The sequence below is a fragment of the Bacillus sp. FSL K6-3312 genome, assembly GCF_038007485.1.
Lineage (GTDB): Bacteria > Bacillota > Bacilli > Bacillales > Bacillaceae > Bacillus > Bacillus pumilus.
The window spans coordinates 2,159,462-2,182,955 of the sequence record NZ_JBBOXI010000001.1; the positions used below are offsets into that span (position 1 = coordinate 2,159,462).

The following is a 23,494-nucleotide window of genomic DNA, read 5'->3' on the forward strand; positions in this document are numbered from 1 at the left end:
TAGCTGATATATACGTAAAACAGCCATTTAATAGACATTATATCAATCAGAGGAAAGGATAGGAAATAAAAACGCCTCTGCTATAAGCAGAGACGCCGGTCGTTATTTCATTCTAAAAGGCCACCAATTCCATTTACCGAAAATACGAACCATGACCGGGATGAAGAGCGGTAATACAACAAGCGCATATAATAAAAGCCCAATGAGTATGACCGTTGCAATTTCAACAAGTGATAATACACCGGACGGCAGCATAGCGGCAAAGGTCCCCGCTAATATCGCGACTGCTGAAATAATGACGGAACCCATATTTCTCATCGCTGATATCATTGATGCTTGCACATGCTCTCCCTTCCATTCATTAAAGCGATCCATTAAGAAGATCGAATAATCAATGCCAAGGGTGACAAGAATGACAAAGCTGAAAAATGGGACAGCCCAGCTGAGACCGTCGTAGCCAAAAAATGTTTTAAAGATCCATTCTGTTAAACCGACGGATGTAAAATACGTTAAAATGAGTGAAAGTGTTAAGTATATCGGCATGACGATTGACCGTAATAATATAATTAAAATGATAAAGATGCCAACTAACATGAAAATGACCGTTCGAATAAAGTCACCGTCAGATGTTTCTTTTAAATCTACATTTAAACTTGAGATACCAGACACACCGTAATTTGCATTCTTTAACCCGCTGACAGGTAAATATTGATCAAGGGTGTCCTCAATTTTCGCAACGCCTTTCATCGCTTCATTGCTGTATGGATTCACATTTAAAATAACTTCAAAGGTTGTTAATTTACGATCTGGAGACATATACGTATGAAAGATTTGCTTAAATTCATGGCGTTTCAGCACTTCTTCTGGAATAAACCAGCCTGTTATTTCTTCATCTGGCGCTTTCTGAAGCTGCTTTAAATAGCCGTCCGCCTCTGTGAAGCCGCTTTTGACCTGCTCAAGCCCTTCAATACTTTCATCTAAACCATCTGTTAACAATGTGAGTTTTGATGAAAGCTGACTAAATCCTTTTTTGATGGCTTTTTGGCCGTCTGTCAGCTGGTCTGCGCCATCTTCAATTTTAGGCATTTCTTTAATCAATTGTTTTTGGCCCTCATTTGTTTGTTCAAGACCGTTATAAACTTGATCGAGCCCTTCCATGAGCGCTTGTACTTGACGTTTTACTTCTTTTTGCTTGATTGATAGGCTTTGAATCACTGAATCTGCTTTCTTGATCTTTTCTTTAAAGACAGAGGCTTCCTCTTCATACAGATTCATTTGGTCCCCTGCTTGATCAAGCATTCCTTTTGTGTTTTTGAATACTTCCTTGATTTCTTTATATTCATCCATATCTTTTACTTCTGGCAGCCGTTTTTCAAGTGCTTCAAACGATACATTTTCATACGAACTTTTTACTTTTTTAATGGTGGTTATCAGCTGCTGATTTGATTTCGCATGACGTTCAAGCGTACTCACCATTCGTTTAAGTTCTTGAATCATCGCTTCACTGCTTCGATATTCTTGCTCTAATTCCTTTTTTGCTTCTTTGATTTTACTTCGAATGGTTCCGACGCCATCTTTACTGCGCCTCACCCCATCTTCTAAAGAGATCAGGGACACCCTTACTTCTCCAATGCCGCTTTTGATCGCTTTTGTTCCATCAATCAGCTGATCAATGCCTTTAGCGGATTCTTGAATTTTTGGTTTTTGTTTAAGAAGGGCAAGATTTGTTTCGGTCAAACCATCTGAAATTTTCCCGATTCCTTCATGGCCTTTTCCTAGTTCTCCGCCCAGCTCTTTTGCTTGAGAGGTGACGTAAAGCTGACTTAACCCGTCTCCAACAGGCCGAGTGACACTACGGACCGTTTTTACTTCGTCAATGTCATTTAATTTACGGGTCAGTTTTTCAATCATGACAATCTTTTCTTGGTTATCTAACTTATTGTCACTTTCAACAAGTACATTCAGGGGCAGCGCTTCCCCAAAGCCAAATTGCTCTGATATCGTATTAAATGCAGACACTGATTCATACTTTGTCCCAATCTCATTTAAGCTGTTATAAGAAAGAGTCCCGTCGTACATCAGAATAGGAGGCACCGTAATGAGTGCAACTAAACCTAGGCTGATCAGCGGCCTTTTAAATGAAAAACGCCCAGCCCATTCCCACATTTTACTTTGCGGGTGGCGAATGTTTTCTCTTTTAGATGGCCAGAAAAGGGATTTTCCAAAAACAGACATAAAAAAGGGAACGATGGTGACAAGGGCGATCAGCAGGATGCCAACTCCTACAGCAACACTAACAGCTGATTGATACAATTGAAATTTGGCAAACCCAATGCTTGAGAAGCCGACTAACACGGCTAAGCCACTGAAAAGAACCGTTTTCCCTGCACATTTATATGTGATGATAATTGACTCTTTGACATCACGACCTTGACCGATTTCTTCTTTAAAACGGCTTAAAAGCAAAATACAATAATCTGTTCCTATACCGAACATAATCGCTACCATAAAAATCTGAGTAAAATTAGATAGAGGAAATTGCATATATTCTACTAGAAAAGCCACAATACAACGGCTGACAGCATAAGAAATGCCGATCGTAATGAGCGGAACAACAGGTGCCAAAATCGATCTGAAAACAATGATTAAAATAAAGAAAATAAAAATGATCGTTATAAGTTCAGTTTTCTTCAGACCTTGTTGAGAGCTTTGAATGACATCTGAATCCACAAATTTTTGTCCCGTCATTTCATATGAGACATGATAGGGCTTTAAAACTTCCTCAATTCGTTCTTTAATCTTCACAGCTTTTGTTTCGTAGTGGTCGAATTTGAATGGAACAAGAAGTGTACTTTTATCCTTTGATAAAAGTTGTTTTTGAATGTCCGGATCTACATGAAAATACGAAGTAATTCCGTCAATGTGGAGGTCTGGAGCATGTGTCATGAGTGCAGATAAAGCCTTTTTTAATTCCTGCTCTTTCTTAGGGAACAGATGTTGTTCGGAGAATACAATAACACCCGTATCTTTTTTCCCGTTTTGATCTGTGAGCTTATCCAATAAGTGAAGTGCCTCAGCTGTTGGTGTCCCCTCCGGAACCTTTAATTGCCCTTTTTCTCTTGTTAATTCCTCTAAATTGGGCGCAGTAATAAACAGAATCACAGCTGTTATCATCCACACCACTAATACAATCCATCTTGCTTTAATTATTTGCAACATAGCTGCTTCAAGCTCCTTCTAGTTCATCAATCAATTTGCTATATTTGAGCGTGTCTGAAGTGCTGACTGCGTCTCCTTCAACGTGCTAATGGCAGGATGACCTATTCAATTGTCTTTTCGTGTTGAAGAAACACACATTCATCATCACCACGCGAACTCAATTTCTGCCTAAAGAAGGACAGAAAATGAATGTTTTTGAACACCTCCCGCTTGGAATAATTTAAAAGATATTACTATACATTAGTTTAACTATCAAAATTTTACATGTCAATTTATAAAAAAGAAAAAAGATGGCAAAATACCGTCTTTTTTCTAGATTAAACCGTTTTTAATTGTTCACTTTCATCTTCTTCATCTGGCTGGATGAAGAAGATGACCAAAAATAGAGAAATAAGACTGCAAATGGTCGAGAGAATAAAAACGATGGAGTCCCCTTTATCCATGAGATAAGCGTAAATCGGAGGTCCTAAAGCGACACCGATAAAACGCATACTGCTGTAAAACGACGTAATGGTTCCGCACTGCTCTTTTTCAATTCCTTCTGTGATCAGGGCATCAAGTGCAGGCAGGACAATACCGATGCCAACACCACCAATGCTTAAGCAGATAAACAATACGTAAAAGCTGTGATTCCACCATAAAAACATATAGGAAAGTGATAACAAGGCCATGCCTACGATTAAAAAGATTCTCATTTTCCCTTTTTCTTTTCCAATCGTTTTCCCAGCAACGTATGAGCTGATGGATAGAAAAAGGAGCGGAATGCTAAGCAGGAGCCCTTTTTTGACACCCTTAATTTGATAAGCTGCCTCTAGGTTATCAGATAAGTAAAAAAGCACACCAAAAAGAAGAAACATAATAAAACCGCCAATTGCAAAAATGGCATACAGCCAGCGTCCTTCATGCTTAAATATGGTCTTTGTTGATTTTAAAAATTCTTTAAATGAAGGCGGGTCCTCCTCTTTTTTCGCGGATTCTACCATGAACAGTACCATGAGAAAGCTGATGATTGAGAAGAACGGAATAAACCAAAACGGCACAAACCAAAACCATGAAGCCAAAAGCGCCCCAATAATCGGGCTCAATACCTTTCCAGCTGTGTTAGAGGTTTCAATGGCGCCTAGTCCCGCACTGACTTCTTCATCATCATGAAACAAATCTCCAATAAACGGCATCACGACAGGTGCTGCCCCGGCTGAGCCAACACCTTGAAGGACCCTGCCAAATAGAATCCACATGTACGGTTCTTTCATGATCGTTGAGGCAACTGCTGCCACAGCCCCTCCAAGTCCTGCGATTAACAGACACGGCAGGAGTACCTTTTTTCGCCCGATTCGATCTGATAAATAGCCGGCGATCGGAATACATAAGATCGCGACAACGGAGTATACCGTAATAATGAGGGAGACTTGAAAGGAAGTAATGGAAAGTGTCTTTTCTATCTGTGGCAATACGGGAATGAGCATCGAGTTCCCAAGTGTCATGATTAAAGGCACTGATGATAATGCAATAATATTCTTTTTACTGACTGATTTCTCGCCCAACATCATTCACCCAATTCTATATACTGTTACGTATTAGTGTGGCAAGTTTTACGGGTATTATGTATGGGCAAACAAAAAGCAACCGCTTATGAAAGCGACTGCTCGTTAAAATCGTTTACGTATCACATGAAAGCTGAATTTATCCGCTCGAAAATAATTTAGCGAGTATAAGACCGGCTGATCATCCTGATCATAGTGTATTTGTTTCAGTAATAATAATGCTGTTTCAGGGTCACATTCTAGTATCGGTGAAACCTGATCGTGGTAGCCGATTGGTTCAATGTCAGCAACTGCATATTTTATCCCGCTGTGTGGTTCTCTTCCAAACAGCTCAAAAAGAGACTCTTCTTCATGTGTAAAAGATGCAGGAAGATGCTTGACCGGAATTTTATCTAAACAGTAAACCACGGGCTGTCCATCGGCCGTTCGAACGCGCTCCATTGAAAAAATCTCATCAGATTCATCACACTGAAAACGAATCACATCATTCTCTGTTGGCTCCCCTTCTTGCGAGGATAAAAAGATGGTACCAGGCGTCATATTGACCTGCTCTATCATTTTCGTGACACTTGCCAGTTGTTCTATGCCTGTTGAAAAGAGTGGTCTTGTGTTGACGAACGTACCCACACCATGCCTTCTAATTAAATATTTCTCTTCTTCTAATATACGAAGGGCTTCACGCAGTGTCGCTCTGCTCACGCCTAAAAGCTTTGAGAGCTCAAATTCAGAAGGTAGTTTCTCTTTTTCGGCATATACGCCTGATTGTATATCTTCTTTAATACGGTCAATCACTTTCAAATATAAATGGCGATTGTCTGTTTTGGTCGACATGTTTTCCCTCCGTCTAATCAATGCAAATGATAAGATGAGAAATCTCTATTCCGAGATAAGTTGAACATAACTATATCATGTTTTTGCAAATAAATAAATAGTCTGACTTCCAGTTAACATAATCATACTATTGTTCACTTATTTTTTAGAAAGCTCTCTTCGATTTATGAAGAGAGCTCGTCATATTGTTCTTTTGAAAGCAGGACTTCTCTCGGTTTACTTCCTTCATAAGGACCGACAACGCCTCGCTCTTCCATTGCGTCAATCAGGCGGGCGGCCCGGGTATAGCCGATACGGAATCTTCTTTGAAGCATAGAGACAGAAGCCGTCTGCATGCCGATGATGAGTTCCACTGCTTCATCATATAAATCGTCATCCACAGCTGTAAGCTGATCCTGCGTTTCTTCAGTTGGAATCATTTCTTCTTGATATTGTGCTTTTTGCTGAGTGATCACATGATCAACGACATGTTCTACTTCTTCATCTGATAAAAAGGCGCCCTGCACACGAACTGGTTTGTTTGCTCCAACTGGTAGAAACAACATATCCCCTCTGCCGAGCAGTTTTTCTGCGCCCCCCATATCAAGGATCGTCCTTGAATCGGTTTGCGAGGACACGCTAAAGGCAATGCGAGATGGGATGTTGGCTTTAATGACACCTGTAATGACATCGACAGAAGGTCTTTGTGTGGCAATAATTAAATGAATTCCGGCTGCACGAGCCATTTGCGAAAGTCTTGTAATAGAATCTTCCACATCAGAGGAAGCGACCATCATTAAATCTGCAAGCTCGTCTACAATGACAACAATATAAGGAAGTTCTGGCTGTTTCGCCTCTTCTGATTGATTCATTCGTTTAATGTAATCATTGTACCCTTCAATATTTCTTGTCCCCGTATGAGAAAATAATTCATAGCGGCGTTCCATTTCACTGACGACTTTTTTCAGTGCCTGTGAGGCTTTCTTAGGGTCCGTTACAACGGGAGCGAGCAGATGCGGAATGCCATTATACACATTTAGTTCAACCATTTTCGGATCAATCATCATCATTTTCACTTCATGAGGTTTCGCTCTCATCAGAATACTTGTGATAATGCCATTGATACACACACTTTTTCCGCTTCCAGTCGAACCTGCTACAAGTAAATGCGGCATTTTGTTCATTTCAGCCAGAACGGCTTCACCCGAAATATTGCGGCCGAGTCCAATCAGTAGCTTGGCATTTGGACGGTCATTTTGCTTCGATTCTAATACCTCTTTTAAAGAAACCATCGCAATTTCTGCATTCGGAACCTCAATACCGATGGCTGATTTACCAGGAATCGGCGCCTCAATCCGAATATCTTTTGCTGCGAGAGCAAGGGCTAAGTCATCACTTAGATTGACGATCTTACTTACCTTCACGCCGACATCTGGATAGACCTCATATTTGGTAACGGCTGGTCCTAAGTGAACCTGTGTGACTTTTGCTTTGACGCCAAAGCTTTGAAACGTTTTTTCAAGCTTTCTTGCATTTTCGTATATATTTTTCTTGTCTGTTTGCTGCCCTGAGTGCTGCGGCTCTGCCAAAATATCCAGTGACGGCAATTCGTAATCTTTGTTTTCAAGTTCAGTAAACGTCATCGGCGGCGCCTCTTTTGGTTCATCAGCTGAATCTGATGGAACCGGCGTACTTTGTACAGATTCTTGAAGAGGCGAAGTCTCTTTTGCCGCCTGCTCTTTTTGAACGAGCGGGGTGAGAATGTCATCTCTGTCAGCAAAGCTTGAGATAATCGGCTGACTATTGTCAGGCACTGGCGCTTCCTCTTCCATTAAGATCTGATCATCTTCGTCCTCTTCTTGAATACGAGACCGTTTTTTCTTTTCGACCGTTTTCTGAGAGGGCGCGCTCTTTTTCGCCTGCCTGATTCCTTTCATATCTTCAACAAACGCTTTCCACTGCTTCACCATAAATTGCGAGACAGGCAGCGTCACTTTTTTCACCATTTCTTGAAGAGATCGATTTGTAATCAGAACAATTCCAATCAGCATCAGAACGATTGCCATGATTTGAGAGCCTGCTTGTGCAAATAAGAAATAAGAAGCAGCAAATAATACGGCACCGATCATGCCGCCTCCTAAATCAGGCGACCCCGTCTCACCTTTTATGTCCATCAAGAAAAGCTCAAATGTATTTCTGATCACACTTTGAGAGCCTATCGCACCCGCAGATGAAAGGTGCTGAAAAAGCTTCACATGAGACAAAAGCAAGATACTCGCAATGATGCAGTATAGCCCTGCCTTTCTCCTTGTCAACATATCTGGGATTTGTTTTTTCCAGAAGATGGTCACGCCAAAAAGAAATAATCCGATAAGGCAGAGAATGAACCATTCACCTGCAAAAAATCGGAATAAATGTACGAAGGTTTGTCCAACGACGCCTAGCTGTAAAATGGCGATGATCGCTATGGCAATACAGACTAACCCATTTAATTCATATTTCAGTTTTAGCTGTTTATTTTGTTTTTTTCTCGTTTTCCGTTTTCTCTTTTTAGCCATACTCATCACCTTACTACGAAAGAAAATATAACCTACCGAAAGATCAGAAAGAAAGCAGCCTGGTTTTGGCTGCTGCATCTTGTTGTAAGTTTTCCCTTTATTATAGCATAGAATCATTCATATGAGTCGGTTTGATTGGAGCCTAATTGTAACTTCAATCGCTTGCCTGGTGCAAGCGATTGATTCAGAAAGTCCATTGGATTGGTACTCATGACTTGAACGATTTCTGCTTCATCCTCTTTCAATTCAACCATAACTGGCACGCCTTGGATGTTTACCTGCTGAAGTTTGCGGTCTCCTTGTTCCTCCGCGTAAATGGCTTCATATGGCATAGTTGTGTATAAAATCATTGGATCAGCCCCTCGTTTTGAGATGCCCTTTCTCCAATCAGCTCGTTCAACTTTTTAATCGCTTGTCCTACACCGCCTACTTCATTCATAAGTCCGTATTCTGCTGCCTCATGACCAACAACATTTGTTCCAATGTCTCTTGTCAAATTGCCTTTTGAGAACATGAGCTCTTTGAACTTCTCTTCTGTAATATTGGAGTGGCTTGTCACAAAGTTAATGACTCTTTCCTGCATTTTATCTAAGTATTCAAAGGTTTGCGGGACACCAATCACAAGACCGGTTAAACGCACAGGATGAATGGTCATCGTGGCTGTTTCCGCAATATAGGAATAGTCACACGATACAGCAATCGGGACACCAATAGAGTGGCCGCCGCCAAGTACAATCGATACAGTCGGTTTTGATAAAGATGCAAGCATTTCTGCAATCGCTAGTCCCGCTTCAACATCGCCGCCTACTGTATTTAAGATGATCAAAAGCCCTTCAATTTTTGGGTTTTGCTCTACTGCTACGATTTGCGGTATGACATGCTCGTATTTGGTTGTTTTATTTTGTGGTGGAAGCTGCATGTGGCCTTCAATTTGTCCAATAATGGTAAGGCAATGGATATTTGTATCTTGCGGCAGCTGTGGTATGGCTGTTTCACCAAGCTGCTGTATTTTGCTCATAATGCTGTCTTTTTCTTCTGGCTTTCGCTCAGGCTGCTGTTCATTTTTTTCGTCCATTTGTCTCCATCCTTTCCTCAAACTCTCCTCCTATTATGAACAAGAAGGCCGTATTCAATCCGCATTCCTCACGCCACATCAAAAAAGCCCAAAGAGCTTATGCTCCTTGGGCTTTCTCATCATACTTCCATAATAATTGGAATGATCATCGGCTTACGTTTTGTTTTTTCATATAGGAATTGATTGAGTACGTCGCGCATGGATTGTTTCAATGTTGACCATTCAACAATTGAGTTTTCCGTTTGCTCTTTGACAATCCCTTTGACCATTTCTGTCGCTTTCACAATCAGCTCTTCAGATTCTCTGACATACACAAACCCTCTTGTAATAATTTCAGGTCCAGAAATTAATTGTTTCTTTTGTTTATCAAGTGTAATGACGACAATTAAGATACCATCTTGAGACAATAGGCGTCTATCGCGTAACACAATGTTTCCGATATCGCCAACGCCAAGACCATCGATCAAAATATTGCCTTGATGAACTTTTTCACCAATCTTGACGTTCTGTCCTCTAAACTCCACAACATCCCCTTTATCAATCAAGAAAATGTCACTGCGTTTCATTCCCACTTCTTCAGCAACACGAGAATGTGCTTTTTGCATACGATATTCGCCATTCACTGGAATTAAATACTTCGGCTTTAGTAAGTTCAGCATGAGCTTTAACTCTTCTTGGCAGCCATGTCCAGAAACATGCACACGTTTTTGCGCAAAAATGACTTGTGCGCCGCTTCTTGTAAGGAAATCCACTGTTTTTGAATAGGTGAGTTCTTGTCCAGGAAGAGGTGTAGATGCAATCACAACCGTGTCATCTTTTTCAATATGAAGCTGTTTGTGATTTTGTTTCGCCATTTTTGTTAACGCAGCAAGAGGCTCTCCGTGGCTTCCAGCTGTCAGAACGACCACATCGTTTTTCGCCATTTTCTTCACTTCTTGAACTGGTACAAATAATTCTTCGTCTGCTGTGACATAACCAAGTTTGATCGCCAGCTGAAGAGTCGTCATCATATTCTTTCCTGCTACGGCAAGCTTACGGCCATTTTGATTTGTTGCATTAATGATCTGTTGCACTCGGTTAATGTTAGATGAAGATACAGCCACAATGACACGATTTTCAGCATTGTACATCGCATTTGAGATTTCGTCTTGGACGAGCGCCTCAGAAGGTGTATAACCTGGTTTTTCAGCATTGGCACTGTCTGAAAGAAGTGCTAAAACGCCATTGTTTCCAATTTTCGCAATCTCTCCGATGTCACAGGCTTGGTTAAGCGCTGGGGTTTGATCAAATTTAAAATCACCTGTGCATACGATTGAACCAAGAGAGGTTTTGAAGCTGATCCCAACTGAATCAGGGATGCTGTGATTCGTTCTAAAGAATGATACCTTTGTTGTTTCAAACGTAATGACTGATTTTGCATGTACCTCACGCAAGTCAGCTTTTTGATTGAAGCCATACTGTTTTAATTTTTCTCGAAGTAACGCAAGGGTCAGCTTCGTTCCGTAAACTGGTACAGACAATTTGCTTAAGCAATGGAATACGCCTCCGATTGCTTCATCATGTCCGTGGGTAAGAAAGATTGCTTTCACCCGATCAGCACGTTCTGTTAAATAAGAGATATCAGGAATGACGACGTCAATGCCTAGCATTTCGTTTTCTGGATGCATCAAGCCTGCATCTACCACATATATGTCCGAATCAATTTCAATGACATATAAGTTTTTCCCGATTTCTCCAACGCCTCCCAGTGCAATAATTCTTACGTTCTCTGTATTTTTCTTTTTCAAAATTCTTTTCCTCCTAGTCTCAAGCCCGTCCATCATCGCTTAATGCTATTATAACTGAATCTAATTTTAGAAAACAAGATGAAGTCACATTTTAAGAAAGTGTTTATGTATAAAAAACGGTCATACTCAGGGACATCTGAGAATGACCGCTTACGAAATCTTTTGTTTTGATCAGCTGTTTAAGACGCTGCTTAAATTCAGTCTCTCTTCTTCTGACAAAGGTAAAAGCGGAAGACGAACCGATCCGACATCTAGTCCTTTCAGCTGAAGAGCTGTTTTGACAGGCGTTGGATTTGGCGCTGTGAAAAGCTGTTTCATGATTGGGAGCAGCTTTTGATGGATTAATGCGGCATTGGCCGTTTGACCTGAAGCATAGCTTTTCAGCATTTGCTGCATATCAAGCCCTACGATATGAGACGCCACAGAGACTACTCCTTTTGCACCAACAGATACAGCTGGAAGTGTTAAGCTGTCGTCACCTGAATAGACATCGAAATCCTCTGGTGTCTCTGCAATGATTTTTGTCATGGCATCAAGATCACCACTTGCTTCTTTGATTGCGACAATGTTAGGTATTTGCGCAAGCTTAATGGTTGTTTCTGGGGCTAATGACGCAGCCGTTCTCCCTGGTACATTGTAAAGCATGACAGGAAGAGATGTAGACTCGGCAATGGCTTTAAAGTGTGCATACATGCCTTCCTGTGATGGCTTGTTGTAGTAAGGTACGACAAGCATCACTGCATCAACGCCCGCTTCTTCTGCTTTTTTCGTTAGTTTGATAGACGCATTTGTATTATTACTGCCTGTTCCTGCAATGATTTTACAACGACCATTTGCTAATTTTACCGATTGCTGAAAAAGAGCGACTTTTTCCTCAGTCGATAAAGTTGGCGATTCGCCTGTTGTCCCTGCAACGACTAATGAGTCACTGCCGTTTTTTAACAAGTAATCAATGAGAATTGATAGCTTTTGGAAATCAATGTTGCCTTTTTTATCAAAAGGTGTAATCATAGCTGTTGCGATATTTCCGAAATTCATTTTTTTCACCTCATCATGATTCAATCACATTTATCTTGAAAGTTCAAACACTTCGTGCAGGGCATTGACAGCCGCTCTCATGTTTTCTTCGTTCACTAGCACCCAAATGGTCGTATGGCTGTCAGCCGATTGTAAAATCGGAATGTTTTGCTCGGATAGAGCCGATACAATTTTTGATGTGACACCTGGTACACCCATGATGCCTGCGCCAACAGCTGATACTTTCGCACAATTTGTTGTGACAATTGGCGTATAACCAAGCTCTTTTAGGATCGAGGTTGCCTTTTCAGTCATTGCACCTGTCACGGTATACACAATCTCACTCGGTGTAATGTTGAAGAAATCGACACTGATTTGTGCATTAGCCATTGCTTTAAAGACCTCTGTTTGGACGCTGTACTGCCCTTCTTTTGCCGGGACTTTGATTTGCGTCACATCATTGACATGTGCAATACCCGTAATGAGGCGGTCGTACACATCATGGCTCATTTTATCTGAGTAGTGTGACGTGACGAGTGTGCCCTCTTCATCAGAGTATGTTGAACGGACCCTCATTGGTACTTTTGCTTGCATCGCAATTTCGACAGCTCTCGGGTGAATGACTTTTGCTCCTTGATATGCAAGGTTGCAAATTTCTGTATATGTCACGACTCTGAGCGGCTTTGCATTTTCAACAATGCGGGGATCTGCCGTCATGACGCCTTCTACATCTGTAAAAATATCAATAAAGTCTGCCTGTAATGCAGCACCTAAAGCAGCTGCGGACGTATCACTGCCGCCTCGTCCAATTGTGGTCACGTCTCCATTTTTCCCGGCTCCTTGGAACCCAGCAACAACGACAACATCATGTTCAGATAGTGCCGCCTCGAGACGTTCGCACTTCATATCAATAATTTTCGCACTCGTATGTTCCTTATCTGTCACAAAGCCAGCCTGTGCGCCTGTCATCGCTACAGCTTTTAGCCCGTTTTCATTCAGCATGCTTGAAAACACAACAGCTGAAATATTCTCTCCGCAGGAAACGAGCAAGTCTTTTTCTCGATTTGTCATATGCTGCGCGCTGCCGTAAAGCAGACCAAGCAGCGTATCTGTCGCATAAGGATCGCCTTTTCGTCCCATTGCGGAAACGACGACAACAGATTTATAGCCTTTCTCTTTTGCCGATAAGATATGTGCAAGTGCCCTTTTTCTACCTTGATCATCTTTGACAGATGTACCGCCAAATTTTTGGACAATTATTTTCACTGTTTTCACTCCAAGTTCATTCTGACGTAACAGAAGAGAGCTGGCGAAAGATGCCTAACTCTCTTCTGTTCGTCCTCATCATCCATTGAATGTTAAACTAATTTTAATGCTTTTAAGCTTTCTGCAATTTGAACGGAGTTCCATGCAGCGCCTTTTAGCAGGTTATCAGATACAATCCACATATGGAACCCGTTTGGACGGTCCAAATCTTTCCGAATGCGGCCGACAAATACGTCGTTTTTCCCAACAGCATCTGCAGGCATTGGATAAATTTGCTGAGACGGATCATCTTGCAGTGTAATGCCTGGTGCATCTTTTAGAATGGACTTGACGTCTTCAACTTTTGCGTCGTTTGATGCTAGTTCGACGTAAACAGATTCTGAATGTCCTGTTTCAATTGGAAGTCTCACACATGTTGCCGCTACTTCCAGCTCTGGCATATGCATGATTTTTTTCGTTTCGTTGATCATTTTCATTTCTTCAAATGTATAGCCATTGTCTTGGAATTTATCAATTTGCGGAATCGCATTAAATGCAATTTGATAAGGCATGACTTCTGGCTTCACATCTTCTTTATTTAAAATGGCTTGTGATTGGCTATATAGCTCGTCAATGGCTTCATGTCCTGCACCTGATACGGCTTGGTAAGTGGACACGATGACTTTTTTCAAGCCATACGCCTGACGAAGCGGTTCTAATGCCGCAACCATTTGAATCGTTGAACAGTTAGGGTTTGCAATGATTCCTTTATGGTCATGCAAGTCTTTTTCGTTTACCTCTGGTACGACAAGAGGGATGTTTTCGTCCATACGGAAAGCACTTGTGTTGTCTACAACAATCGCACCTCGTTTGACTGCTTCAGGAGCTAGCGCCTTGGAAACATTTCCTCCAGCACTGAATAATGCAATACTTACTCCTTCAAAGCTTTCAGGTGTTGCTTCCTGTACAGTATACTCTTGACCTCTGAATGTCACTTTTGTTCCAGCAGAACGTTTTGAGGATAGTAGAGTCAGTGTATCCATTTCAAAATCTCTGTCAGCTAGTGTTTTTAACATTTGTTGACCGACAGCTCCAGTCGCTCCAACTACAGCTACATGCAATCCTCTTCCCATCAGTAAAACTCCTTCCGACCCATCCATGATTCTTTTCTTTCGGATGGCCATCCTATGACTTTTTACATTTTATTTTACCATAGAAAAGCAAGGCTTGAAGCATCTTTTTTGAATCTTTCATGATTTTCTAGTGAATCTATTATTCGCTTGGTCCAATTAAAATTGGCTGAATTTGTCTATGCTGAAGTGCCTCTTCTACTGTTTGAGAAAGCAAATCCATGTTCGCGACCATGGAGGTCGGTTTTTTAAATGGATCATCCTGGCCAAATGGAATAAAGAAAATATTTTTTGTCGACATCAGCCTCATCAGATTTGTACCATTTAAGCCTAGCGCATCATTTGTTGAAATTCCTAAAACGACAGGACGATGATTTCGAATGGTTGCTTTTGCAGCCATTAAAACAGGGCTGTCTGTCATGGCATTTGCGAATTTCGCCATCGAGTTCCCTGTTAATGGAGCAATGACCATACAATCAAGTGGTAGCTTAGGCCCGAGCGGCTCTGCTTTCACGATTGAGTCAATCGCCTTAAAGCCAGTCAGCTTCTCGATCCGCTCAATCCAGTCCGCCCCATCTCCGAATCTTGTATTCGTGTTCTGGACCGTATATGACACCACTGGACGCACTTCTGCTCCTTCTTTTACAAGTGCTTCGATTTGCGGATAAACCGCTTCGTACGTACAGTGGGAACCAGTTAAGCCAAAGCCGATTCTTTTCCCTTTTAATGTTGTCATGATTCCATCCCCCTTTTTTCCTCTGCAAGTTCACATAAGAGCCCAGAAAGCACTTTTGCAATGATTTGCCCTGCTGTCTTTGGTGCAACAATTCCCGGGAGTCCAGGTGCAAGAAGCGCCTTCACTCCGTGTTTTTGTGCAAAGTCAAAGTCTGTTCCTCCTGGGCGGGAGGCGATATCCAAAATGAGTGTCTTTGGTGTCATGCTGACGATGACAGATGAATCTAATACAAGGCTTGGAATGGTATTGATGATGATATCTACATCTGTTACTTCTTCTTTTAACCGGTCCATTGAAAATGGATCGAGTCCCATTTCAAAGGCCCGCGCTAAATGCGCTGTATCTGCTGCCCCTACTTTTACATCCGCACCGAGTGTCCGAAATGTGCGGGCAATGGTGAGTCCTGTTCTTCCGAGTCCAAGAACAGCGACACGTGATCCATGAATCGTATAATCCGTTTGCTGAATGGCCATCATGATAATCCCTTCAACTGTTGGAATAGAGTTATATATGGCAATATCATCTCGCTCAAACAGCTTCACAAGTTTTCGGTTCACCTGCTTTGCCAGATTGTCTAAGTACGTATTAGAAATACCTGAGTACAAGGTACAATGGGCAGGGGTTCTTTCTAAATATGTTGCTTCTAGTAACACCTGCTCATTTGAGAAAACTGTCGCGACAACACCTTCATCCGTTGCCCCTGATACTGGCAGGATCATACTGTCTACCTGTTCGAATGGTAGTTCTGACATTTTTAGCTTTTCAGCCCCAATAAATCCGTGATCCAGCTGATCAAATCCAACCAAAAACACTTTGGCATGCTGCTGTGACAGCTTGCGAATAATTTCAAGCTGCCTTGCATCTCCCCCGATCACCGCAACCGTTAAACCGCTCAACATACTGACCGTTCACCTTCTTTATTTAAAAAAGTCTGTAATATTTTCTGAATCTCCCTTTTAGCATATGAGGAGAGGATTCAGCCTGTGAACAAATCGAAGAGAGAAAAGAAAAAGAGCACCCATTTATGATGGATGCTCTTTTTCCCCGGGCGGCTGAAGTGCTTCAGGCACATCGAGAATGATCATATCTGATCCTATTTTTTGAATGTGATTCCACGGGACGCGGATGTCATTTCCTTGCTTTCGAAAGCCAAACCACTTCACCGAAGGTATGATGAGTGCTGTGATTTGACCGTCCTGTTCATTGATTTCAAGGTCGGTTTGTCCAAGCACGCCAAGCCGCTCCGCTCTTTTGATATCGACGATCTCTTTTCCTGACAGCTCGCTTAGCCTCAAAATCGCATCACTTCCCTTCCGTATCATATATGCAGCCACAAGAAGAAATAGACCGTCCCGCTTTTGCAAGTTATGCATGATGCCAATTTGAATACCAAGCTGGTTTCAGTTGATGAAAGTGATCATGGTCTGCCAGCATTCTCTCCACTCGGTTCACCATATCTTGTACATGTTCAGTGTCATAAGAAAGCGTCCAAACAATAGAAGAAAAGCAACTCATTGCTGTATAGATAGAAAAAAGAAGCCAAAAATCGTCTGTGGCCTGCGTATTTACATAGTGATCCAGTTGCCCTGCTGAAAACGGAATACTATTTTCTCGGCTAAATAAGGACAATTTATAAAAATCATGAACTGGATCACCCCAGTCAGATTGATCAAAATCAATGACGCCGGCATACTCACCTTCTTGTATGATGATATTCCCCAAATGAAAATCATCATGCTGGAATTGATTAGGTCTCGTCTTTACCGCATCAGCATGTGATTTGATAAAATCTAATACGAATTGCTCTTTCGTAAAGGTCACTCCACTTGATTGATAGGCATGTACATACCGCTCATATTTCGCCATGACTCTCTCATCCCATGGCACGACATGAGAAGGTGCGGGACATGTATGCATGAAATTCAGCTCTCTGCCTGCCCGTCTTCCGATTTCATACTGCTCTTCATTTGTAAGCAGATGGATGGATGCTCTAGCGTTCTCTCCTTCAATAAAAGAGAAAATACGATAGGTACAGTTAAGTTCAGGATTCATTCCAACCTCCATGACTTCAGAACATAGAAGCCCTCGATTTTTAAACTTTTGCTGAACTGACGCTTTTCTTTTAAAATTAGCATACGTTTTGAGATTTGATAACTTGAGCACCAGCTTTTCACTTGAGGATGTTGTGACGAGATAAGTACGGTTTCCAGAAAAGCCAGATGTCATCGGCTGAAAGGAAATGGCTTGTGTCAGAAGCGGAGAGAGGAGTTTCAGTTTTTTAAATTCCATGTAAGCAGTGCCCCTTTCTATTTGATATACAATAAACGGCAGACCTCTTAAGAAGCCTGCCGTGTTGTTTACATTATGATGGCTGATCACCCGTAGGACTAATAAGCGAGAGCGCATAATCCTCTGTAAAGATTCGTTTTGATAAGTTATTCACACCGTCTAATGTGACTTTGTTGATTTCGTCAATAATTTCATCAAGTGTACGATGTTTGCCAAGGAGCAGTTCGTTTTTACCGTTTCGGCTCATCTTGCTGTTTGTGCTTTCAAGACTGAGCATCAGGTTTCCTTTCATTTGCTCCTTAGAGTTTTCAAGCTCTTTTTGCGTGATTCCCTCACGCTTTAAGACGTCTAGCGTTTGTAAGATGGTTTCAGAGAGCAGGTTTAACTGCTTCGCTCCAGTCCCGCCATAAATCGTCAGCATGCCGTTATCTGCAAATGAACTGTGATAGCTGAAAACAGAATAGGCGAGTCCTTTGTCCTCTCTTACATCCTGGAACAAGCGGCTGCTCATGCTTCCGCCAAGAACATTATTTAAGACGATTAAGTCATAGATGCCTTTGTCTCCAGCTGGGAGGCCATTAAAGCCCATGCATAGATGCGCTTGCTCTGTTTCCTTTTTGCGTGTGAGCTTGTCATAGTGAAATTGCGGCGCTTCTACAGGCTGTTTTTTTCCTTTCGTTTCATACGAACCGAACAACTTTTCAACTTCACTAATGAATGTGTCATCCACATTCCCTGCAACAGAGATGACGACGCGGTCCGGCGTGTAGAATTCATCCATATAAGCTCTAAGAGAGTCACCGTTAAAGGTAGAGAGTGTTTCTTCTGTTCCTAAAATCGGGAACCCTAAAGAATGTTCACCATAAATCGCTTTGCTCAACAGATCGTGAACGATATCATCAGGTGTATCCTCATACATTTTGATTTCTTCATATACTACATTTTTTTCTTTTTTCAGCTCTTGTTCATCAAAAGCGGAGTGGAAGAACATGTCGCTTAATACATCGAGGGCGTAGCCAGCATGTGAATCAAGCACCTTTGCATAGTAGCAAGTGTATTCTTTTGACGTAAAGGCATTCACTTGACCACCAATGCGGTCAAAGGATTCTGCGATATCACGTGCAGATCTCGTCTTTGTCCCTTTAAAAAACATATGCTCTAGAAAGTGTGAGATCCCATTAATTTCTGGTGTCTCATGTCTAGAACCCGTTCCAATCCAGACGCCAATTGCGACAGATCTGACAGTGGGATTGTTTTCAAGTACAATTCTTACTCCGTTTTGGCATGTATACGTTTTGACCAAGTTTTGCTCCTCCTATTCAACAAACAGATCGGATCACGGATGTCTTTTTTCACTTAGGAGGTCAGAAACCGTTCCTAATTCATATCCTCTTTCCTTGATTTGAGTGATAAGTGCGTCAAGACTTTTCGCCGTCGAATCTGTTGGATGCATTAATATCATCGCCCCATTGTGAATTTTCCCAAGCACCCGTTTTTGTAGTATGTTTGGTGACGGTTTTTGCCAGTCAATGGTGTCTACCGTCCACATAATGGTTTCCATTCCTTCTTCTGCGGCAAGCTTCACTGTTTCTTCTTTAAAGCTACCGCTTGGAGGGGCGAACCACTTCGGTTTTTTTCCAAGGGATTCTTCAATTTGACGATTTGTTTTGGTAATCTGCTCTAATGCTCGTTCTCTTGTCAGTGTGCGCATATCCGGGTGATTGTATGAATGGTTTCCAATTTCATGACCATCTGCCACGATTTTTTTAGCAAGATCCGTGCTTTTTTTCACCCATTTGCCTTCTAAGAAAAAGGTCGCCTTGACTTGATGCTTTTCCAGTGTCTTTAACATCTTGATTAAATGCTCGTCACCCCAAGCCACGTTGATGAGGAAAGCATTCATTTTTTTATCTGGATGTCCCTTGTAAATGGGTTCAGCACCAAGTTCATGTAAATGAATAGAAGGTTTTGTTTCATTGAAAACAAGCAGCTTTTCATCAAATGACCCTTGTTTTTTCATTTTTTCATAAGAGGCATCGATATTGACCGTCTGTCCATTTAAACCAGGCATCTTTTTCCACACTTTATCAATCTTAGCATTTTGCGCCTTCACTTCATAGTCAGAAGACTTCGATTCAATCTCTTGATATAAAATATCTTTTGAAACAGATGCAACCTCAGCATGCTCTTTCATTGATTCAATATATGTAACAGCAGCCGGCTGCTTCATCGTTTGATATGACACGAGCAGTAAAAATACAAACACAATGAATGGTAACGTTTTTTTCAATGGTTGTCCCTCCCCTTTACCACAAATTATGATGGGGAGAATCAAGCTAGAACTATTGTTAGCGCAAGAAAAGAAAGAAGCCTGGTACGGATACCTGGCTTCTAACATATTTCATTAAGACTGTTTTTCTTCTTTTTCCTTTTCTTCACGTAAAACAGCTTTGCGAGAAAGGTTCACACGGCCTTGTTTATCGATTTCAGTGACTTTGACAAGTAATTCATCGCCAATCTTCACAACATCTTCTACTTTGCCTACACGATCAAGCGCAAGCTCAGAAATATGAACAAGTCCATCTTTGCCGCTGAAGATTTCAAGGAAAGCACCGAATTTTTCAATTCGTTTTACTTTACCTAAGTAAAGTTGTCCTACTTCAACTTCTCTCACAAGATCTTCAATGATTTTCTTCGCTTTTTGGTTCATGTCTTCTTCTGTAGAAGAGATAAAGATTGTACCATCTTGTTCAATATCGATTTTCACACCGGTATCTTCAATGATTTTATTGATTTGTTTACCGCTTGGTCCAATGACATCGCGAATTTTATCAGGATTGATTTTCATCGTTAAGATTTTTGGTGCATAACGAGACAATTCTCCTCTAGAAGCAGGAATCGTTGACAGCATGCTATCTAAGATTTCCATTCTTCCTTTTTTCGCTTGTTGGAGCGCTTCTTCCAAAATGTCTTTTGATAGACCATCGATTTTGATATCCATTTGAAGTGCTGTTACACCTTTTGATGTACCTGCAACTTTAAAGTCCATATCACCAAGTGCATCTTCCATTCCTTGAATGTCTGTCAGCACTGTGTAGTATTCACCGGATTTCACAAGTCCCATTGCAATCCCTGCAACTGGTGCTTTAATTGGAACACCCGCATCCATCATCGCAAGTGTGCTTGCGCAAATACTTGCTTGTGAAGTAGACCCGTTTGATTCTAGTACCTCAGACACAAGGCGAACCGTATAAGGGAAATCTTTTTCAGATGGGATCACTGGTTCTAATGCCCGTTCACCTAGCGCTCCATGTCCGATTTCACGGCGGCCTGGGCCACGCATTGGACCTGTCTCACCAACACTGAATTGAGGGAAGTTGTAATGGTGCATGAAGCGTTTTGATTCTTCAACGCCTAGACCGTCAAGAATTTGCACATCGCCAAGTGCACCTAATGTACAAATACTGAGCGCCTGTGTTTGTCCTCTTGTAAATAGACCTGAACCGTGCGTTCTTGGTAGAAGTCCTACTTCTGAAGAAAGTGGACGGATTTGATCTACACCACGTCCATCTGGACGTACTTTCTCTTCAGTGATCAGACGACGAACTTCATTTTTGACAAGCTTGTTTAATACGTCTTTCGCTTGTTTAATTGTCGCTTCGTCGCGATCTTCTTCTTCAAATTTCTCAACTACAGCTTTTTTCACTGCACTGATTGCATCTTCACGTGCATGCTTCTCATGTACTTGAATCGCTTTCAGCAGGTCTGTTTCAGCAATTGCTTTTACTTCGTCTGCTAACGTTTGATCTACTTCATATAGAGGAATATCGATTTTTGCTTTACCGACTGCTTTGACAATTTCCTCTTGGAATTCGATTAAACGTTTGATCTCTTGGTGACCATACATGATAGCTTCAAGCATTGTTTCTTCTGGTACTTCATCAGCACCAGCTTCGACCATGTTGATCGCATCTTTTGTTCCAGCGACTACAAGATTGATGTCACTTTGTTCAAGCTGTTCTACATTTGGATTGATGATAAACTTTCCATCAACTCGTCCTACTGTAACGCCGGCGATTGGTCCCTCAAATGGAATGTCAGACACACATAATGCTAAAGATGAGCCAAACATTGCAGCCATTTCAGATGAACAATCTTGATCCACACTCATGACGATACTAATAACTTGTACTTCGTTTCTAAATCCATCAGCAAATAATGGACGGATTGGTCTATCAATTAAGCGGCTCGCAAGGATCGCTTTTTCACTTGGACGGCCTTCTCTTTTAATGAAGCCACCAGGAATTTTACCTACTGCGTATAATCTTTCTTCGTAGTTCACAGTGAGCGGGAAGAAATCAAGTGGTTTTGGTTCTTTAGAAGCTGTTGCTGAGCTAAGCACAGCTGTATCTCCGTAGCGTACGAGGACCGCTCCGTTTGCTTGCTTTGCAAGCTGGCCAGTTTCAACTGTCAGTTGACGTCCAGCCCAGTCTATGGTGAAGACATGTTTCTCTTGTCCCATTCTGAGAAAAACTCCTCTCTTATCTTGAAATTTTAGTTAATTCTTATTATGAACAAAATGATTTTCACATATCAATGTGAAAGGTGTATGTAGAAGGGTTTTTGCCATTCTTTCAACATTTTAACCATAAAATATTAGTGATTATACGATAAAAAAGCGGGAATCCTCCCGCTTTTTACGATTATCGACGTAAGCCTAGTTTGTTAATTAACTCACGGTAACGAGTTACGTCTTTATTACGTAGATACGTAAGAAGATTACGACGTCTACCTACCATTTTCAAAAGACCGCGACGTGAGTGGTGATCTTTCTTATGAGTACGTAAATGCTCGTTCAAGTTGTTAATTGATTCTGTTAGGACAGCGATCTGAACTTCTGGAGATCCAGTATCAGATTCGTGTGTTTTGAACTCACTAATTAATTGAGTTTTACGCTCTTGAGTAATAGCCATCCTGTTTCACCTCCAAATCATGTTAGCCCCATCTACCTCGCAACCGTCGGTGAAGTCGGCCTGCCAAGTAAGTGGTTTTAAAGCTACAGGAATAATCATACTAAAAATATGCTGAATTTGCAAATGGTAGAGCTGTTTTTCTATGAATTTTTTGTTTGCTTTCGCTGATGTTGAAAAAACTGAATCGCTTCTTCTTTATCTTGACTGATTTGAGCCGTTAACTCCTGGATTCCGTTGAATTTTTGCTCACTGCGAATGCGCTTGAACCACTGTAATTTAATCGGTTCACCATATATTTCTTCGTTAAAACCAAAGAGGTTTACTTCAATGGCAGGCTGATCAGGACGTTTTTCATAAAAGGTTGGTTTATAGCCAACATTACAAACACCGTCATACACTTTGCCTTTCACTTCTGCCCTTACTGCATAAACCCCTGTTGGCGGAATGATATACTCAGCAGATAAACCGACATTCGCAGTCGGAAAGCCGATCGTCCGTCCTCGTTTATCACCATGAATGACAATACCGCGCAGCTGATAAGGTTTTCCTAAAAGCTCACTCACATATTCAACATCCCCATTTCTCAATGCAGAGCGTATGAGTGTTGAGCTGACTTTTCGGTCTTGATTGGACAACTTAGGAACGATGGTGGCCGTAATACGCCCTTTTCCGTACTCATCGAAGGTTTCCATTGTGCCTGCACCAAAACGGCCAAATGTAAAATCAAAACCAGCTACTGCGTGCTTTACATTCAGCTCATCTAAATATTGATCGACAAACTCTTGAGGAGATAGCGCTGCAAAGCTTTCGCTGAACTGCACAATGTATAAATAGTCAGCGCCCAGCTGTTCGATAAAATCAATTTTATCCTCAAGCGGTGTAATTAAGTCCTTGGGTTCACGTGCTTTTTGCAAAACATGTGATGGGTGCGGATGAAAGGTCATGACCGCTAAAGCCAATCCTTCTTTTCTCGCAATGCTTTTTGCTGCGTCAATCACTTTTTGATGTCCGAGGTGAACACCGTCAAAATACCCTAAAGCCATAACAGACGGGTCTTGATCCTTTTGATTCAATGTATGTGGGTGTGAAATATGTATAGTCTTCACGAGAT

General features: G+C 41.5%; 19 protein-coding genes. All 19 read right to left on the reverse strand.

All coding sequences use genetic code 11. From position 1 onward, the window contains the following. Positions 1-102: 102 nt before the first annotated feature. A complete protein-coding gene (locus MHI11_RS11265; RefSeq protein WP_044141870.1) occupies positions 103-3,219 on the reverse strand; it encodes an MMPL family transporter in 3,117 nt (1,038 codons plus the stop codon). A gap of 317 nt (positions 3,220-3,536) precedes the next feature. Beyond that, positions 3,537-4,766, reverse strand: a complete 1,230-nt coding sequence (locus MHI11_RS11270) for an MFS transporter (RefSeq protein WP_283924521.1) — start codon at positions 4,764-4,766, stop codon at positions 3,537-3,539. 102 nt (positions 4,767-4,868) lie between these two features. After that, positions 4,869-5,594 carry a GntR family transcriptional regulator gene (locus MHI11_RS11275; protein WP_003211791.1) on the reverse strand — a complete coding sequence of 242 codons (726 nt, stop codon included), beginning with the start codon at positions 5,592-5,594 and terminating at the stop codon, positions 4,869-4,871. A gap of 164 nt (positions 5,595-5,758) precedes the next feature. Further along, entirely contained in the window at positions 5,759-8,131 is a 2,373-nt protein-coding gene (locus MHI11_RS11280) for an FtsK/SpoIIIE family DNA translocase (RefSeq protein ID WP_121597750.1), read from the reverse strand. A gap of 113 nt (positions 8,132-8,244) precedes the next feature. After that, positions 8,245-8,481 (reverse strand): YlzJ-like family protein, encoded by a 237-nt coding sequence (locus MHI11_RS11285; protein WP_283924494.1) that lies wholly within the window; start codon positions 8,479-8,481, stop codon positions 8,245-8,247. Beyond that, positions 8,478-9,206, reverse strand: coding sequence for a ClpP family protease (locus tag MHI11_RS11290; protein ID WP_003212436.1), 729 nt, complete (start codon positions 9,204-9,206; stop codon positions 8,478-8,480). The genes MHI11_RS11285 and MHI11_RS11290 overlap by 4 nt, the downstream gene beginning before the upstream one ends. Positions 9,207-9,325: 119 nt before the next feature. Next, the gene (rnjB, locus tag MHI11_RS11295; RefSeq protein ID WP_003212233.1) at positions 9,326-10,993 is read right to left on the reverse strand and encodes a ribonuclease J2; all 1,668 of its coding nucleotides are present in this window, start codon (positions 10,991-10,993) and stop codon (positions 9,326-9,328) included. Positions 10,994-11,164: 171 nt separating this feature from the next. Beyond that, positions 11,165-12,031 (reverse strand): 4-hydroxy-tetrahydrodipicolinate synthase, encoded by an 867-nt coding sequence (gene dapA / locus MHI11_RS11300; protein WP_340961098.1) that lies wholly within the window; start codon positions 12,029-12,031, stop codon positions 11,165-11,167. A gap of 30 nt (positions 12,032-12,061) precedes the next feature. After that, a complete protein-coding gene (gene dapG / locus MHI11_RS11305; RefSeq protein WP_340961100.1) occupies positions 12,062-13,276 on the reverse strand; it encodes an aspartate kinase in 1,215 nt (404 codons plus the stop codon). A 92-nt stretch (positions 13,277-13,368) separates the two neighbouring features. Continuing rightward, on the reverse strand, positions 13,369-14,388 hold the full coding sequence (asd, locus tag MHI11_RS11310) for an aspartate-semialdehyde dehydrogenase (protein ID WP_340961102.1): 1,020 nt from the start codon (positions 14,386-14,388) through the stop codon (positions 13,369-13,371). Between the two features lie 139 nt (positions 14,389-14,527). Then, positions 14,528-15,121, reverse strand: coding sequence for a dipicolinate synthase subunit B (dpaB, locus tag MHI11_RS11315; protein ID WP_050945000.1), 594 nt, complete (start codon positions 15,119-15,121; stop codon positions 14,528-14,530). Next, entirely contained in the window at positions 15,118-16,020 is a 903-nt protein-coding gene (gene dpaA / locus MHI11_RS11320) for a dipicolinic acid synthetase subunit A (RefSeq protein WP_340961103.1), read from the reverse strand. The genes dpaB and dpaA overlap by 4 nt, the downstream gene beginning before the upstream one ends. Before the next feature lie 123 nt (positions 16,021-16,143). Then, positions 16,144-16,416, reverse strand: a complete 273-nt coding sequence (locus MHI11_RS11325) for a YlmC/YmxH family sporulation protein (protein ID WP_012010001.1) — start codon at positions 16,414-16,416, stop codon at positions 16,144-16,146. A gap of 70 nt (positions 16,417-16,486) precedes the next feature. Continuing rightward, on the reverse strand, positions 16,487-17,410 hold the full coding sequence (locus tag MHI11_RS11330) for an aminoglycoside phosphotransferase family protein (RefSeq protein ID WP_340961104.1): 924 nt from the start codon (positions 17,408-17,410) through the stop codon (positions 16,487-16,489). Positions 17,411-17,483: 73 nt separating this feature from the next. After that, on the reverse strand, positions 17,484-18,713 hold the full coding sequence (locus MHI11_RS11335) for a M16 family metallopeptidase (RefSeq protein WP_340961106.1): 1,230 nt from the start codon (positions 18,711-18,713) through the stop codon (positions 17,484-17,486). A gap of 33 nt (positions 18,714-18,746) precedes the next feature. Next, entirely contained in the window at positions 18,747-19,640 is an 894-nt protein-coding gene (locus MHI11_RS11340; protein WP_223252865.1) for a polysaccharide deacetylase family protein, read from the reverse strand. Positions 19,641-19,814: 174 nt separating this feature from the next. Then, complete coding sequence (gene pnp / locus MHI11_RS11345; protein ID WP_340961107.1) at positions 19,815-21,932, reverse strand: polyribonucleotide nucleotidyltransferase; 2,118 nt, start codon at positions 21,930-21,932, stop codon at positions 19,815-19,817. Positions 21,933-22,113: 181 nt separating this feature from the next. After that, positions 22,114-22,383: a 30S ribosomal protein S15 gene (gene rpsO, locus MHI11_RS11350; RefSeq protein WP_012009997.1), complete on the reverse strand. Its 270-nt coding sequence runs from the start codon at positions 22,381-22,383 to the stop codon at positions 22,114-22,116. A 140-nt stretch (positions 22,384-22,523) separates the two neighbouring features. Then, on the reverse strand, positions 22,524-23,489 hold the full coding sequence (gene ribF / locus MHI11_RS11355) for a bifunctional riboflavin kinase/FAD synthetase (RefSeq protein WP_340961108.1): 966 nt from the start codon (positions 23,487-23,489) through the stop codon (positions 22,524-22,526). Positions 23,490-23,494: the final 5 nt, after the last annotated feature.

What these genes read in the sequence shown, in the direction of transcription:
- MHI11_RS11265 (WP_044141870.1), bottom strand. Translation starts at nt 3,219, where the DNA reads ATGTTGCAAATAATTAAAGCAAGATGGATTGTATTAGTGGTGTGGATG.
- MHI11_RS11270 (WP_283924521.1), bottom strand. Translation starts at nt 4,766, where the DNA reads ATGTTGGGCGAGAAATCAGTCAGTAAAAAGAATATTATTGCATTATCA.
- MHI11_RS11275 (WP_003211791.1), bottom strand. Translation starts at nt 5,594, where the DNA reads ATGTCGACCAAAACAGACAATCGCCATTTATATTTGAAAGTGATTGAC.
- MHI11_RS11280 (WP_121597750.1), bottom strand. Translation starts at nt 8,131, where the DNA reads ATGGCTAAAAAGAGAAAACGGAAAACGAGAAAAAAACAAAATAAACAG.
- MHI11_RS11285 (WP_283924494.1), bottom strand. Translation starts at nt 8,481, where the DNA reads ATGATTTTATACACAACTATGCCATATGAAGCCATTTACGCGGAGGAA.
- MHI11_RS11290 (WP_003212436.1), bottom strand. Translation starts at nt 9,206, where the DNA reads ATGGACGAAAAAAATGAACAGCAGCCTGAGCGAAAGCCAGAAGAAAAA.
- dapA (WP_340961098.1), bottom strand. Translation starts at nt 12,031, where the DNA reads ATGAATTTCGGAAATATCGCAACAGCTATGATTACACCTTTTGATAAA.
- asd (WP_340961102.1), bottom strand. Translation starts at nt 14,388, where the DNA reads ATGGGAAGAGGATTGCATGTAGCTGTAGTTGGAGCGACTGGAGCTGTC.
- dpaB (WP_050945000.1), bottom strand. Translation starts at nt 15,121, where the DNA reads ATGACAACATTAAAAGGGAAAAGAATCGGCTTTGGCTTAACTGGTTCC.
- dpaA (WP_340961103.1), bottom strand. Translation starts at nt 16,020, where the DNA reads ATGTTGAGCGGTTTAACGGTTGCGGTGATCGGGGGAGATGCAAGGCAG.
- MHI11_RS11330 (WP_340961104.1), bottom strand. Translation starts at nt 17,410, where the DNA reads ATGGAATTTAAAAAACTGAAACTCCTCTCTCCGCTTCTGACACAAGCC.
- MHI11_RS11340 (WP_223252865.1), bottom strand. Translation starts at nt 19,640, where the DNA reads ATGAAGCAGCCGGCTGCTGTTACATATATTGAATCAATGAAAGAGCAT.
- pnp (WP_340961107.1), bottom strand. Translation starts at nt 21,932, where the DNA reads ATGGGACAAGAGAAACATGTCTTCACCATAGACTGGGCTGGACGTCAA.
- rpsO (WP_012009997.1), bottom strand. Translation starts at nt 22,383, where the DNA reads ATGGCTATTACTCAAGAGCGTAAAACTCAATTAATTAGTGAGTTCAAA.